The 15592-nt window shown below is 39.4% G+C and carries 14 protein-coding genes and 1 pseudogene; 9 read left to right on the top strand and 6 right to left on the bottom strand.

Features of this window, described 5'->3' with window-relative positions:
- Positions 1 to 273: 273 nt before the first annotated feature.
- Positions 274 to 468 (bottom strand): cold-shock protein, encoded by a 195-nt coding sequence (locus tag XEN7305_RS11880; RefSeq protein ID WP_006509672.1) that lies wholly within the window; start codon positions 466 to 468, stop codon positions 274 to 276.
- Between the two features lie 324 nt (positions 469 to 792).
- Here XEN7305_RS11880 and XEN7305_RS11875 point away from each other — a divergent pair, with 324 nt between their 5' ends.
- Positions 793 to 1749 (top strand): energy-coupling factor transporter transmembrane protein EcfT, encoded by a 957-nt coding sequence (locus XEN7305_RS11875; RefSeq protein ID WP_006509671.1) that lies wholly within the window; start codon positions 793 to 795, stop codon positions 1747 to 1749.
- Between the two features lie 5 nt (positions 1750 to 1754).
- Here XEN7305_RS11875 and XEN7305_RS11870 read toward each other — a convergent pair whose 3' ends face one another.
- Positions 1755 to 3221 (bottom strand): PLP-dependent aminotransferase family protein, encoded by a 1467-nt coding sequence (locus XEN7305_RS11870; protein WP_006509670.1) that lies wholly within the window; start codon positions 3219 to 3221, stop codon positions 1755 to 1757.
- A gap of 101 nt (positions 3222 to 3322) precedes the next feature.
- Between XEN7305_RS11870 and XEN7305_RS11865 the strand changes: the two genes are divergently transcribed.
- The 6 genes from XEN7305_RS11865 (at position 3323) to mltG (ending at position 8682) form a co-directional block, all read left to right on the top strand.
- Positions 3323 to 3988 (top strand): pyridoxamine 5'-phosphate oxidase family protein, encoded by a 666-nt coding sequence (locus tag XEN7305_RS11865; RefSeq protein ID WP_006509669.1) that lies wholly within the window; start codon positions 3323 to 3325, stop codon positions 3986 to 3988.
- Positions 3989 to 4234: 246 nt separating this feature from the next.
- A complete protein-coding gene (locus tag XEN7305_RS11860; RefSeq protein WP_006509668.1) occupies positions 4235 to 4471 on the top strand; it encodes a type II toxin-antitoxin system Phd/YefM family antitoxin in 237 nt (78 codons plus the stop codon).
- Entirely contained in the window at positions 4453 to 4857 is a 405-nt protein-coding gene (locus XEN7305_RS11855) for a type II toxin-antitoxin system VapC family toxin (protein WP_006509667.1), read from the top strand. The genes XEN7305_RS11860 and XEN7305_RS11855 overlap by 19 nt, the downstream gene beginning before the upstream one ends.
- Positions 4858 to 5021: 164 nt before the next feature.
- Positions 5022 to 6809, top strand: a complete 1788-nt coding sequence (aspS, locus tag XEN7305_RS11850; protein WP_006509666.1) for an aspartate--tRNA ligase — start codon at positions 5022 to 5024, stop codon at positions 6807 to 6809.
- Between the two features lie 200 nt (positions 6810 to 7009).
- Positions 7010 to 7591 carry a DUF3727 domain-containing protein gene (locus tag XEN7305_RS11845; protein WP_006509665.1) on the top strand — a complete coding sequence of 194 codons (582 nt, stop codon included), beginning with the start codon at positions 7010 to 7012 and terminating at the stop codon, positions 7589 to 7591.
- An 8-nt stretch (positions 7592 to 7599) separates the two neighbouring features.
- A complete protein-coding gene (gene mltG / locus XEN7305_RS11840) occupies positions 7600 to 8682 on the top strand; it encodes an endolytic transglycosylase MltG (protein WP_006509664.1) in 1083 nt (360 codons plus the stop codon).
- Between the two features lie 36 nt (positions 8683 to 8718).
- Here mltG and XEN7305_RS11835 read toward each other — a convergent pair whose 3' ends face one another.
- Positions 8719 to 10416, bottom strand: coding sequence for a serine/threonine-protein kinase (locus XEN7305_RS11835; RefSeq protein WP_006509663.1), 1698 nt, complete (start codon positions 10414 to 10416; stop codon positions 8719 to 8721).
- A gap of 375 nt (positions 10417 to 10791) precedes the next feature.
- Between XEN7305_RS11835 and XEN7305_RS11830 the strand changes: the two genes are divergently transcribed.
- Positions 10792 to 11373, top strand: coding sequence for a thioredoxin family protein (locus XEN7305_RS11830; protein ID WP_006509662.1), 582 nt, complete (start codon positions 10792 to 10794; stop codon positions 11371 to 11373).
- 126 nt (positions 11374 to 11499) lie between these two features.
- Here XEN7305_RS11830 and XEN7305_RS11825 read toward each other — a convergent pair whose 3' ends face one another.
- From XEN7305_RS11825 to XEN7305_RS11815, 3 genes are all read right to left on the bottom strand, one after another.
- Complete coding sequence (locus XEN7305_RS11825; protein WP_158500395.1) at positions 11500 to 13392, bottom strand: PP2C family serine/threonine-protein phosphatase; 1893 nt, start codon at positions 13390 to 13392, stop codon at positions 11500 to 11502.
- Positions 13393 to 13589: 197 nt separating this feature from the next.
- On the bottom strand, positions 13590 to 14303 hold the full coding sequence (locus XEN7305_RS11820) for a 1-acyl-sn-glycerol-3-phosphate acyltransferase (RefSeq protein WP_006509660.1): 714 nt from the start codon (positions 14301 to 14303) through the stop codon (positions 13590 to 13592).
- Between the two features lie 165 nt (positions 14304 to 14468).
- Positions 14469 to 15020, bottom strand: a complete 552-nt coding sequence (locus XEN7305_RS11815; protein WP_006509659.1) for a photosystem I assembly protein Ycf4 — start codon at positions 15018 to 15020, stop codon at positions 14469 to 14471.
- A gap of 438 nt (positions 15021 to 15458) precedes the next feature.
- Here XEN7305_RS11815 and XEN7305_RS28645 point away from each other — a divergent pair.
- Positions 15459 to 15592: pseudogene (locus XEN7305_RS28645) on the top strand (photosystem II D2 protein (photosystem q(a) protein)); the annotation flags it as partial.

The following is a 15592-nucleotide window of genomic DNA, read 5'->3' as shown; positions in this document are numbered from 1 at the left end:
AATTATCATAGGTTAATTTGCTGTATCGATAAAGCTCAAAAATTAGGGGAAAACTTCCCGATCAATCTCTCTGAAGAAAAGATAAGACAATGGGTTTCAAGCTTTATTCTGGCTCCGAGTTCTCGATCTTCTTGGTGTTGCCAGCAAGAACCTCCTGCTTAAGTCAATAGAATAAAGCATACCTAATAAAATCTTATGAGTTCCAAAACGACAATTACTCTGCAAATTAGAGCAAAGCAATTGCCTTTTGGAGATATTTATTCTGTTGGTTACTTAGATCTTCTTTACCTCAATTGCACAAGGGCCTTTTCTACCTTCACCAACCCCAAATTCGACCTTATCACCATCGTTAAGAGTCTGGCCTTGAATTTCTGAATGATGCACAAATAAATCTTTGTCTCCCTCATCTGGTTTGATAAAACCAAAACCTTTTTCTACATTGAACCATTTTACTGTTCCTTGAGGCATTGCTTGTGTCTCCACGTTTTACTATTGTTATTCAGCTATAAAATAGCCTATAGTTGCCCTCGAATAGAATCCACACGACTGATTGAACAGTATAGTTTTTTACTTATTCGACCAAAATTATATTTTGTTTACTTTGGTATTGAAAGGCTAACCGTCTTTGAGTATATCTCTAACATTACAGTGTGGGGAAAAATTTCAATTTCATTTTAATCATGGAGATTATTTTTGCCATTTTCCTCACCAAAACTAGGATACAGAATTTTTTTACTTTTTTGTTACAGTATTGAGAGTTTAACTGCTATTTAATCTACATCCACGACCAATATGGATTTATTGCGATCGCTCCCTATTGGGCTTTATCTGGAAAAACCTGTTACTTGGCTGCACAAGATTGACCCTAGAATTAAACTAGTCTGGTTAATGACTTTCCTGCTTGCACCGCTGTTGGCTAATCCTTTTTGGCGCCTGGGCCTTTCGGGGTTATTAATTATCCTTACTTTCTCAGCAGCAATTCCCCTGCGGGTATGGCGACAGCAGATGGGATTGTTACTCACCATATCTCTGTTTATTTTGGTTTTAACTGCTTTTGCCCCTGATGGATTGGCAATCAGCCATCAACCGCGATTACCTGCTGATAGTTTTAGTTTTATTGAACCTCCACAAGATTTATTTGCCAATCGGATTCTCAATGCAGTCGCCCAATTTTTCCATAAAATTATTGGAGCGTTTCAAGTTGATGAATATCATTATGTTTTGGTAGATTTAGGTCGCTTTAGTGTTACGCGCCGTTCTTTAGATGTGGCAATCAGAATTTCCACTTTGATTTTTACTTTAATCTACAGTACAAATCTTTATTTGCTTACTACTGCGCCAGAGGAGATCACCGCAGGACTAGAAGACTTAATGAGTCCCTTGCGGCGGTTAAAAATACCAGTAACAGAAATTGCTCTTACTTTAACTTTGGCTTTGAGGTTCATTCCTCTAGTTTTAGAAGAAGTCCAAAATCTATTTCGTTCTGTCCGCACTAGAGCGATTAATTGGAAGAAATTAGGGTTTCGAGGCAGTACCCAGGTTTGGTTAATTGTGGTGGAGAAACTTTTAGAAAATCTGTTGATGAGAGCTGAACAAATTGCGATCGCAATGGATATCAGAGGTTTCACGAGTCCGAATACCCATCGTGTGCAATGGCATCAGTTACGCCTACGTTGGCGAGATTGGTTGGCCCTTGGTTGTTTGATTCCTTTTTGGATTGCTCGGATCGCGATCGGTGGTATGTTTTAAAGTCATTAATTGCTAATTTCTAATATCTGAGACAATTTGCAAATACCCTGCTCTATTTTAATTTCTGTGAGTTGAGCATAGCCAAAAATAAACTCTCCTTGATCTTGGGGTTTTAAATAATATTCTCTTGCACTAATCAAGCCAACTCCAACTGCTGCTGCTTTTTGGAGAATAACGCGATCGCACAAGCCTGTCTCAATTCTAACCATCACATGAATACCTGCATTCGCCCCCAGAATAGTTACGCGATCTCCAAAATATTTCTCCAAAGCTCTGATTAAAACTTGGCGACGCAGATTATAAAGTTTTCTCATCCGTCGAATATGTCTCTCAAAATGACCTTCAATAATCCAATCAGTAAGAGCATATTGTTCTAACAATGGAGTCACGCGATCGCATAACCATTTAGCATTCCTGACTAAAGATATCCAGGAATCTGGCACGACTAAATAACCAATTCTCAAAGAAGGAAACATTGTTTTTGAGAATGTCCCCACATAAATGACAGACTCACTTTTATCCATGCCCTGTAAAGCAGGAATCGGCTGTTCTCCATAACGAAATTCACTATCATAATCATCTTCGATAATCAAAGTTCCGGTCGTTTGCGCCCATTGCAGCAGAGCAATTCTTTGTCTCAAAGTTAAGGTAACTCCTGTGGGAAATTGATGGGATGGCGTAACATAAACTAATTTAAAGTTACGATTACATTGAGTTAAAAGATCAATATTTAAACCTTCAGAATTAATAGGAATTGGTTGTAAATTCGCAGATTGACTGCTGAAACATTTACGTGCGCCCAAATAACCAGGATCTTCCATTGCCAGCCAATCACCAGGGTTTAAGGTCAAACGAGCAATTAAATTTAAAGCTTGCTGGGAACCATTAACAATGATGACTTGTTTAGGATTACAGCAAACTGCACGAGAACGCCTTAAATAATTAGCGATCGCAACTCTTAAGGGAAAATGTCCCGCAGCATCAGCAGCATAATTCAGCAAAGCAGTTGGACTATCACAATAACGATTTAAAAATTTGCGCCACAGTTGAAGAGGAAAATGCCCATTCGCAGGATTGCCATAGCGGAAGCTAATCTCAAAACCTGGTTCTGAAACTTCTAAACTGCCGACAGAAATCAAATTCTTGCCAAATTGAGACAGCGTTAAATCTTGAGCTATTTGATTCGTTACAGGTTCAATAGGCTGTGCATTGAGCCATTCATCAGGTATTTGATGACAGACATAAGTCCCCGAACCAGAACGAGTTTCTAAATATCCTTCGCTGGCTAACTGTTCGTAACATTGGATCACGGTGGAACGAGAAATCATGAGAGATTTTGCCAAACTTCGAGATGAAGGTAGTTTTTGCTTGGGTTGGAGTCGGCCTTCTAATATCGCAGTACGAATTTTCTCAGTCAGTTGTTGATATAAGGGAATTGGGGAATTACTTTTGAGGTGAATTGCTAAGTCCATAATTATTAAGTGGACTGGAATAAAAAGTGAAAAGTGGCTCTTGAATCATACCAATATTCCCTTTATTTTGGATTCAAGAAAAACTAATAATGAAATCAATTATGTCTAAGTCCGCCAATCTTCAGGTCAGCGATCGCAGTAAACTTAGACGTTTACCAAAACGGGGTAGTCAAGAACGAGAATTAATTTACAGCATTCTCGATGAAGCATTGGTCGCTCATGTGGGATTTGTGAGTAATGAGCAACCTTTTGTGATTCCGATGGCTTATGGCAGAGCAGGCGATCACTTGTATCTTCATGGGTCTTCAGTTAGTCGTCTGATGAAAAATCTCGAACAAGGAATTAATGTTTGTTTAACGGTAACTTTATTAGATGGTTTGGTAATCGCACGTTCTTTGTTTCATCACTCAATGAATTATCGCTCTGTAGTTTTATTTGGCAAAGCAAAGTTAGTTGACAGTGAAACCGAGAAAATGGCTGCGTTAAAAGCGTTGACAGATCAAATGATTCCTGGACGTTGGTCACAGGCGCGGATTCCTCATGCTCAAGAGTTGAAAGCGACTACTGTGCTGGCTTTTCCCATTGAAGAGGGTTCAGCTAAAGTTCGCACGGGGCAACCATTAGATGATGCGGTTGATTATAAATTACCGATTTGGGCGGGAGAATTACCTCTTAAGGTAACAGCAGGTATTCCTGTTGCTGATCCGAAGCTTGCTCCTGAAATTGACCTTCCTGAAAACCTGACTAATTATCGTCGGGGAGTTTAAGGTTTTGAGGGTTGAAGAGATTGCGATCAAGACGGAAAAAGGACTTAAGCAACGGATTCGCGATCGCGTCGTGAAAGAAGCTATTGAACTATGAGAGGCGATCATATCATTAAGATAGAAAGTAAAGCAGAAGAAATGGTAGCCAAAGGAATAATCAAAAGTCAAACTGTACAATATTAATGACTATAGTTAATGACCATAGTTTTTTGTATAATTAAAAAAGAAGAGCAAATTTAGTTCAATGTTATGAAAAACATTCAAATCTCTAAGTTCAAAGCTCAATGTCTTCGCTTACTTGATGAAGTAAATCGAACTGGAGAAGGACTGACAATTACTCGTAACGGTCAACCCTTAGTCGTAGTAAATCCAGCCCCAGAAGCTCACACTAGAGAAAAATTTGGTGTCGCTAAAAATACAGGGAAAATTATCGCAGACATAATTAATCCTGCAATTGAAACCTCAGAATGGGAAATATTAAATTGAAACTATTGCTTGATACTCATATTTGGCTATGGTATTTGTTTGGAGACGAAAAGCTATCTAAGAACTTACGAACTATCATTGCATCAGAGAAAAACGAGCTATGGCTTTCACCCATCAGCGTATGGGAAACTTTGATTCTTGCGGAAAAGGGGCGAATAGAGATAAATTCTGAACCCATTACCTGGATCAAAAAACATCTCAAAATTTTAGATCTTAAAGAAGCCCGTTTAACTTATGAAATTGCTCTGCTATCCCGTCAAATCAATTTGTCACATCACGATCCAGCAGATCGATTTATTGCTGCAACAGCAATTAACTATGGACTTATCCTAGCAACAGTGGATAGTCGTTTAATAGGTTTTGATTGGTTGTCAACAGTGCAATAATAAATAAATAGTCAAAGCGCAGACAGCATTATTAATTCAATTTAATAAAAAGCAATTATCCATTAGCCATTAGCATTTCATACCTGGCAATTTACTTGCACAAGCTAATTTTCTGTTAATCTAAAGGACGCTGTATTATTTTAAATTTTATTTAACAAAGCGATATGAGAACTAACTACTGTGGTGAGCTAAGGGCAGAACATATAGATAAGACGGTAACCCTATTCGGTTGGGTCGATCGCCGTCGTGATCATGGCGGCGTAATTTTCATCGATTTACGCGATCGCACTGGCACAGTCCAAATTGTGAGCGATCCCCAACGCACTCCCGACTCCTATAATGACGCGATCGCCCTTCGCAGTGAATATGTTGTCAAAATTGTCGGTAAAGTTTCCCAACGCCCCGAAGAATCCCTCAACCCCAAACTCCCAACAGGAGAAGTGGAGATCTACGCTGATTCGATTGAATTGTTAAATAGTGTTAGTAAACAATTGCCCTTTCAAGTTTGCACTTCAGAATACGAATCTGTGAGAGAAGATTTACGGCTGAAATATCGCTATCTCGACCTCAGAAGCGATCGCATGGCGAAAAATCTCCAACTACGTCATCAAGTCGTCAAAGCAATGCGTCGTTTCCTTGAAGATCAAGAAAATTTCCTGGAAATTGAAACTCCCATCTTGACCCGCTCCACTCCCGAAGGCGCGAGAGATTATCTAGTACCTTCTCGGGTAAATCCTGCTGATTGGTATGCTTTGCCCCAATCGCCGCAGTTGTTTAAGCAATTGCTGATGGTCTCCGGCTGCGATCGCTACTATCAAATCGCGCGTTGTTTCCGCGATGAAGATCTCCGTGCTGACAGGCAACCAGAATTTACCCAATTGGACATGGAAATGAGTTTCATGTCGGTAGAAGAAATTATTGAGCTTAATGAAGCTCTGATTTGTCATATCTTTAAAGCTGTCAAAGGTATTGAATTACCTCGTCCTTTTCCTCGTTTAACCTATGCTGACGCCATGGCTCGCTACGGTAGCGATCGCCCGGATACTCGTTTTGAATTGGAATTAGTTGATGTCGGTGAAATTGTCAAAGACAGTGGTTTTAAAGTCTTCTCTGGGGCGATCGCCAGCGGTGGCACAGTTAAGGTGCTACCAATTCCTGGAGGAAATGAAAGTATTTCTAATGTGAGAATCAAACCCAAAGGTGATATTTTCAACGAGGCGATCGCCGCAGGAGCCAAAGGAATTGCTTATATCAGAGTCAGAGAAAATAACGAAATTGACACTATTGGCGCAATCAAAGATAACCTCTCCGAAACCCAAAAGCAAGAATTATTAGCCAAGACGGCGGCAAAGCCAGGAGATTTACTTCTTTTTGGTGCAGGAGACACCGATACAGTTAATAAAACCCTAGATAGAGTCCGTTTATTTATTGGCGAAGAATTGGGCTTAATCGACCATGAGAAATTAAACCTAGTTTGGATTACCGAATTCCCCATGTTTGAATGGAATTCTGAGGAGAAACGTTTAGAAGCAATTCATCACCCCTTTACCGCACCTTATCCTGAAGACATTAACGATTTAGCAACGGCTAGAGCCCAGGCCTATGACCTGGTATACAATGGCGTCGAAATAGGTGGTGGAAGTTTGCGAATTTACCAAAAAGACATCCAAGAAAAAGTTTTCACTACTATCGGACTATCGGAAGAAGAAGCTAAGGAGAAATTTGGTTTTCTTCTAGAAGCCTTTGAATATGGCACCCCTCCCCATGGAGGCATTGCCTATGGCTTAGATCGTCTGATAATGTTGCTAGCGCAAGAAGATTCAATCCGCGATGTCATTGCTTTCCCCAAAACCCAACAAGCAAGCTGTCTTTTAACCGACGCCCCAGCAACAGTTGATAATAAACAATTACAGGAGTTACAAGTCAAGTCCACTTACAAACCCAAGAAGTAATTTCTCAAGGGAAGAATCAAGAGCAACAGAGGAAGCAGTGCTATTGATCGCGCAGATAAAAGGCAACATGACGAAAAAAAGGTGCTGTTAGCTGGTAATTTATAACTTAGTAGGAATAATTGCCTAACTTGTTTCGCTGATAGACACTTGCGAAGAAAGCTGTCAACTGTTGACTGATAACTGATAACTGATAACTGTTTATGTCTTCCCATTTTAGCCAGGATAAAGAACCAAGTAACGAAGAGACAGTCCAAATTTTTGACGAGAAAGGGCGGTCTCTCAGCTGTTACATTGAGCATTCTTTGGATACTGATGGCATTACCTATTTGTTGTTAATGCCAGTGGATATTCCCATTGTGATTATTAGCTGGGATGATGATGATAGCGACACCGAGGAAGTAGAAGCTGTCATGTTAGAAGACGATGCGGAAATAGCAGAAATCTTTGCTAATGCCAAAGCAGTACTGGCCGAACAAAATCTTTATCTTCAGCATACAGGTTATAGTCTAACCGCCACAGGAGAACTGCCGCCCATTGAAGAAGAACAACTCTTAACCCTGAATTTGGATGAGGACGGTGGCGATTTAGAAGCAGAAGAGCTACAGTTACTAGCTAGCTTTTATCATGCCCAACATAAATATTCTATCTATACACCCTTAACTCCCCTATTATTTTTCGCTCGTTACAACCAGAATCATGAGTTGGAATTAGTTTCCCCTGATGAAGACGAGTTTCAATCGATTTTAGAAGAGTTATTATTTGAGGAATTCGACGAACGCTAAAGTAATTGATGAAAACTAATCAAAAAAAATCTCGCCCGAAATCGCCATTACTTCTATTTTCAGGTATTTTGACTGTTGTTGTGGGAATTGGCACTGTCATGGCTTGGTTATGGTGGCAAAAAGCAATTTCTCCAGTTGCCGTGACCGCTCAAACGGCCGCCGAATCAGAAGAAATTATTTTTACTGTCGATAAGGGGACTCCTGGCAATCAAATAGGTAATGAATTACTTGAATCAGGCTTAATTAAATCCTTGGAAGCTTGGAAAATTTGGACTAAATTGCAACAGCAACAAGATAATACTGGAGGTTTTAAAGCCGGAACCTACCAATTGTCTCCAGAAGATAGTTTGCCGAAAATTGCCGAGAAAATCTGGCGTGGCGAAATTATGCAAACGAGTTTCACCATTCCTGAAGGCTGGTCAATTGAGCAAATGGGTGCTTATTTTGAATCTCTAGATTATTTTACTCAGGCTAATTTTATCGCTGCAACGAAGAAAATTCCTTACGAACAATATCCTTGGCTGCCCCAAGATTTACCCCATCTCGAAGGATTTTTATATCCTGATACCTATAAAATAGCAAGCGATCGCATTAGGGAGCCCCAAAATATCATTCAGGTCATGCTAGATAGTTTCGAGGCGATCGCACTTCCTGTATACGAACAAGCCAACACCAATTACTCTCTTCTCGAATGGGTAACCTTGGCAAGTATTGTGGAAAAAGAATCCGTCGTTCAGCAGGAACGACCTCTCATTTCAGGAGTATTCACTGCGAGACTGCAAAAAGGCATGCGGTTAGAATCTGACCCTACCGTAGAATATGGCTTAGGCATTAGGCAAACAGCTGATCGCCCCCTAACTTTCGCCCAAGTAGGAACTCCCAATCCCTATAATACCTACCGTAATTTTGGACTGCCGCCTACTGCGATCGCCTCTCCCGGACTTGCGAGCCTCAAAGCAACCCTTAACCCCGAGAGTACCGAGTATCTCTTTTTTGTCGCGCGTTACGATGGTACCCATGTCTTTAGTCGCACCCTTAGAGAACATGTTGCTGCAACCCAACAAATTCGCCGAGAAAGAGAGCAAAGATAAAAGGTAAAAAATTAATTAGGAATTAAGAATTACTACTTACCAAAAACCCCTTTTTCCATTAGGCAAAACTGTTGTCCAATTGGTTTTAGCTAACACCAATTGCTCCTCTGTGATATTAGCACTAGTTAAATTAGCCCCACAAAGATTTGCCCCCTTCAACTTAGTATTCTTAAGATGAGCAAAACTCAAATCAGCCCCACGCAAATCCGTACCTTCTAAGTTGGCATAACTTAAATAACTTCGTCCTAAATTGGCATTCCGCAACAGCCCTTGTCGGAGATCGCAACCAGTAAAATCGGCGGAACTCAAATCTGCTCCTTGGAAATTAACTTTAATCATTCTCGAGTGATGAAAATTAGATCCAGACAAATTAGCTTTCTGTAAATTCTGTAGACTTATATCCTTACCGGCAAAATCCCTCCGACCACCAGCATAAGAATCTAATAAAGTTTGGCGATCAACCTTAATTGGTTTTTTGATTTCCCGAGGCGGATTTTTCCCTGTAGAATCAACCCGATTAGATCTGCCCTGGCTTTGAGCCCTACCCTGGCTCCGAGAAATGGGGTTTCCGCGATTATTCCGCTCCGAAGTATTCCTTGTCGTTCCCATTCTGCTGGCAGTTCGATTTCGAGAAGCAGAATCATTCCTGCGAGATTTAGGGTTAGCTCGACTTCGAGAACCAGTGCGCTCTCTTGTCCCCATCTGATCTCTTGACCTCGAAGAAGTTGTTCTTCTAGAAGAATAAGAGGCAACTTGTCCATGGGAACCACTATTCCCTTTATCTTCGGACAAATCACTGGAAAAACCAACCATACTATGGCTAAGATCATCCAGATGTTCTGTCATGTCTAATGCTTGTAGTACTTCATCCGCGGTTTTATAGCGATTTTTGACTGAAACCTCCAACATTGTTAGCAAGATATCCGCAAATTCATCACTGACATCAATATACTTAAACCATTGTATTTCCCCAGTTAAAGGGTCAGATTCAATATTTTTCGGCGCTTTTCCTGACATCAAATACATACAGGTAACGCCTAGAGCATAGACATCACTGGCGTATACAGGTCGCATTGCCAATTGTTCTGGAGGTGCAAAACCTGGAGTTCCGACGGCAAATGCCGTTAAAGCTGTTTGATCACCATTGCCAGCGGCAATAGTATTAACCTGATTCTTAACCACCCCAAAATCAATCAATACCAGCTTATTATCAATCTCACGACGAATAATATTTGCTGGTTTAATATCACGATGAATCACCTTTTGAATGTGAATATCCCTGAGAATAATCGAAACCTCAGTCAAGACCTGTCTAGCTTTTTTTTCATCAAGCACCCCGTGTTTCTTGACTTCCTGTTGAAGATTATTTCCCTTAACAAATTCCTGTACCAAATAGAATTGTTGTCTATCTTCAAAATAATCTAATAATCTTGGTATTTGAGGATGATTTCCTACTTTTCCCAAGGTTTTTGCTTCTCTTTCAAAGAGTTCTCTTGCCATTGAGAGAAAATTAGGATTATCAGTATTAGGTCGTAACTGCTTAATTACACATAATGGTTGACCTGGTAATGATAAATCAGCAGCCAAAAAAGTCGCCCCGAAACCGCCTTTTCCTAGTCCTTTTACTAAGTGATAGCGATTGCGTAATAGCAGTTTAGACCCACAAGCTCTACATTTCTTAGCTTTAGGATGATTAAGAGGTTTAGGACAAGAAGGATTTAGGCAATAACTCATTGAAAATACCCATAAGGCTCTTTCAAGACAATTGGATGAATAATTAAAGTCAGACTTACTAATCTTGCCAACTCTAATTTCTAAATTACTTTTGTGAGTTTTAAAAATTACAAGTTAGTCATCTAAACACAGCATATCTTATATTTTTAACAAATAGGTAGATCATAATTTAAAAGTCAATCTATGGTGAGATATTAATCTCAAACACACTAGGTAAATAAAGATATTTTTTAGTTACAAAAACAAAAATAGAATTAAGTATTTTCCCTTAATTGTAATGACAACTTAATAGATTATCTTTATTTTATAGGGGAAATTACAGTAGACTAGGGGCAATGTTCTTATGATAGTTTCAATGTTTTTGAGGTAAACATTATGACGCTAACACCTTCAACAATGCTTGAATTAGAAACTCAAGCTCCTGATTTTAGATTGCCTGATGTTGTTTCCGGCCAAACAATATCCTTAGCCAGTTTTGAAGATAAAACAGCATTGCTCGTAATGTTTATCTGCTGCCATTGTCCTTTTGTAAAACATATCGAGCAAGAAATAGCGCAAATGGCCAAAGACTATCAACATAAATCTTTAGGCATGATTGCGATTAGTTCTAATGATGCGAGTAAATACCCTGATGACTCACCAGAAAATATGAAACTAATGGCACAAAAATTAGGGTTTAATTTTCCATTCTGTTACGACGAAACACAGGAAGTTGCCAAACTTTATACTGCGGCTTGTACCCCAGATTTCTTTTTATATAATGACTCAAGAAAATTAGTATATAGAGGTCAGCTAGATGATAGTCGACCTAGCAATCAGATACCCGTGACAGGAACAGATTTACGTCAAGCTATTGATTGCTTACTGGCCCAAGGTCAGATTAATCTTACGCAAAAACCTAGCATTGGCTGCAATATAAAATGGAAACCTGGAAATGAACCTGAGTATTTTGCCTGAAAGCACTTGAGGTTAGATTTATTGAGGAATTATAGGGATCAATGGATTCCCTATAATCTTTGGCCCACAGTTTAGATAATACAGTTTAGATAATAGGGTTAAGCTATTGTTTGTTGCCCATAATATTTAGTCTTCATTATCAGGAATTATTTGTTCCAACTCGGGTTGATTAAGATCATTTCCTTGATCTTCAATTCTAGATTGTAACGAGTACAATATAAAGCCCAAAGCGACTAATAAAATAACACTTAAGAAAGTGGCGAGTAATAGTAGAGTTTGTTTTGTTCGATGAGGAATAAAATTTTCTTGTGTTGACTCTGCCAAATTAGGCTCTGTAGCGATAAATTCCGTATTAGGTAAAGTCAAAATCTCAGGGTTAACATCAGACCAAACAAGGGAATCCTCAATTGCCGTTTCTACTTTAGACCATAAAATTGGGCTTATAGTCTTTGACGTTTTTGGTTTAATTCGACAATGAACCAACGCCACAGTCACATTGTCATGACCATTTTTTTCATTGGCAATTTTTACTAGTGTTTTTACTGTACTAGCAATGCTCATCTTGCCGTTAAGCATCGGTAAGATTGTGTTGCGCCAATATTGTTCGACTCGATCAAAATCGCTCAGTCCATCAGTACAAAGCAAGAAAACACAATTATCGTCAATAATAAAGCGTTTAACATTAGAATGGAGGGCGCTAGAATGGCGCATTCCTAAAGCCTGAATTAAAGCACCAGCGGAAGGATATTGAAGTGCATCACGATACACAGCATAACCGAGGCGAACCTCTCTGGAAGCGAGATCGTCATCTATTGTTACTTGATGACATCCTGCTGAGGTCACCAAATAAATTCGCGAATCACCCACACTGTTTAAGTAAGCCTCATGATTGCGGATTAAAGACATTACTAGAGTTGTTCCCATGCGTTGTCTTTCTTGACGCTTTTCATTGTCATTCCGCTTACAAATAGCGTCGTTTGCTTTATTGGTAAATTTGGCTAATTGCTTGAATATGGTTCCTGGAGAATTATGTTCTTGCGAAAAGGACATATCTTCAATATTTGTTCGCAAATGATGAATAGTTTCTTTGGCGGCAATTTCCCCTCCTTCATGACCTCCAACTCCGTCGCAGACTATTGCTAAACTGACATCCTGGTTTTTAATTACCACGGGTGTAGAATTATCAGGATATGCGGCATCCTCATTATTGGGACGAGTCGGGCCCGAATCACTACAAGCAAAAACCTGATAAGAATAATCGTAATTTTGACTACATAGCTCTAAGGAATAATCTAATAGACCCAAAACTTGCTCAATCTTTTCAATGGAACCATTTTCTATCCGCAGTGATATTGTCTCTATCAATTGTTTGATTAAGGGGGACGCGTTTTTCGCAAATTGTGACCATAGCCTGCCGAGCTCCTGGAGTTTTGGTGGAGTTTTAGCATCGAATTCTAATTCTATTAATTGAATTAAGGAACCGTTCACTCTTACCAAATCAGGATTTAATATAGTTGATGCCACTTTCCTCTCTAGCAATGGCTTCCATAAACTCGCTAGCTGCCGCAACCAGTTTAATTGTCTAATTGCCTCAGCTTGCGGCCAAAAAGATAATATTTTCGGAACTAATTGTTGGGGATAGTCAAGCTTTCCCAAAGAATCGTGGGGGACTGTCCCATAATCTAATAGCCAAATATTGTAACCATCAAGTTGACCATAAACCTGGGGAATATGAGGTGAGTAGGAAAATAACTGGAGGTAAGTTGATATTTCTTGAGGAATTTCCTCGGGGATTTGAGGTGTCAAACCAGGCTTGGTATCAAGGAATATTTGTTGAGTTAAAGCAAGATATCTATCGCCAATTAACAAGCCGATTTCGCTGTCATTGATTTGAGAGGAGAATGTCGCCTTATTTTCGAGAGAATTATTTGATATTGCGCCTATTGCCCAGAGATAGCGTTTTACTAATGGAGTCTTGCATTGACGACATAAACTACTTTCTAAATTGTTAGCCGCCATACAATTAGGGTTTGAACATTGAAACCCAGGCTTGGAATGTCGCATAGATTCTGTTGATTGGGACGCGCGATCCATATTATTTTTTTGCGCTATTTATAAATAGTCACTTTTTATTTTGTCTCTAATGACAACAATGACAATATTATGGAATCTTTTATAGATTCTTGAATTATAACCCGATAGATTTTCATTAAAGATCAAATACGGTCGCATGTGTTTTTTTCTGACATTTCTTGTAACTTTGCTTGTAGGGATTGAGTTAATTTTTGTGAACTTTTTCTTAGGGAATCTTTTAAATAGTCAGAGACCCTGAGTGGCATACCGATATCGACAGCAATGTTAGTTTGCCAACTAGGATAAGGCTGGCTATATCTAATAGTTATCGGCAGGATTTCAACCTGCTTATGGGGTTGTTGTAGTTGAAATTCGAGAGCGATAAAAGCCGCACCTCGTTTCAGTTTATGAACCTTATCATCTCGAAAAATTCCTCCTTCAGGGAAAATCACAACCATGTCATTATCTTGTAATAGTTCCACACTATGAATTATACTTCCCGCCTTAGGATGCTGAATATCGACAGGGAAACATCCCATCCGGCGGACAAACCATCCTTGAAGCCCTTTAGCTTCATTAGCAGAAACCATGAATCTAAGATCTCTCCCACTAACTAGTCTTCCTACGGTGTAAGGAATAATGAAAGCATCCCAACGAGAACGATGGGTTGGCGCAACTATTACGGGATTACTTGGAGGAATATTTTCTTGACCGGTGATTTTAATTTCACCAAAAAAAGTTGGGATTATAAAATAACTACCTAAAGAATAAAGAAGATGTGAGACCCAAGGAGAAATTTGAGAGTTAATCTGAGATTGATGTTTTGTTATTTTTCGAGTTAATGGTTGATAGCTCATGTTGAGGTGAATTACAGAGGAAGGAAATAGAGTGGCAACATACTCTATCTCTACCCTAATTTTGTTCTTCTAGATTTTCCTGGAGGATGATGACAATTTTGCTAGTGAACAATGATGGTGATTGATACTTGTCTTGTTCCTCATCCCTTATCCCTCATCCCTTATTTACAGTCCTTCCAAAGGAACTTGCAGAAATCTTGCTAATTCAGCACCTTGATTTTCCAGAGTTGATAAAGCGATGGGTTCTCCAACTCTGGTTAAGGGAATATCCCGAAACTTTTGAGAACGTAAATACAAGACTCGCTTGGGGTTAAGTCCCTCCTTAATTTCAGCTCGAATAGATTGCACTTCTTCAATGGGGATGCTGACTTCTACGGACCGATTTTTACCGGGAAACCCTGAACGGGCAATGGTAATCTTCCCTGTTTCTTGATCGAATTCATTGTAGCCACTACCAACATCCCAAAAAATTACTAACCAAAGATAGGTTGCAAGTAGACAACCTGCCACTCCGTAGAAAGTTAAGGCGATTCCTTGAGGTATGAATTGTAAATTTGTGGTGTCGGAAACTAAGAGGAGATTGATTTTCAAGTAACTTGATAAACCCGAGAGGAGAAAACCTGTTCCTCCTATGGTGACAATCACTGCCCAGAGGTAGTTACTGAGTCGACGTGAGCCTAAGATTTCCCAGCGTAAATTATTGCTTTTGGTTGTCATTGGTCAATGTTTAGTTTTCTTAACAATCTGAAAAAATCAAGTGAAATCAAAACTTATTCTCTCATTAACCTCGAATTTTTTGATCTGAGATCCAACTAAGGCTAAGATTTATGAGGAGGATTATGTCATTTTGTTAATTTTTTGCTAATAATTATTTATGCCCTGGTTTTGAGGTTACAGGCTGGGATCCCCTAGGGAAAGTCTAGACTGGACCTTAACTCGTGCTATTTTAAAAAATGTTAACTATTGCTTTGTCAGGCTCCGAAATAGGCGATTCTGAGGATGTTTGTTTCTTCTAAAGAGTCTATTAAGTTGAGACTGGTAAAGTTTTGTAAAACTAGGCGGCCTATTATATTTTAAGCCGTTTAGCAAAGACATAATACCACCCATTTTGAGAAATCTTGCAATTTCTTTAGTTAAGCAAGAGGATTAGAAACTATGACAATAGCAGTAGGTCGCGTGCCACAGAGAGGATGGTTCGACGTCCTTGATGACTGGCTGAAACGCGATCGCTTTGTATTCGTTGGTTGGTCCGGTATTTTGCTTTTCCCCTGCGCCTATTTGGCGATCGG

Origin of the sequence: Xenococcus sp. PCC 7305 (assembly GCF_000332055.1) — a bacterium.
GTDB lineage: Bacteria > Cyanobacteriota > Cyanobacteriia > Cyanobacteriales > Xenococcaceae > Xenococcus.
This window is presented reverse-complemented; position numbering and strand designations above follow the sequence as displayed.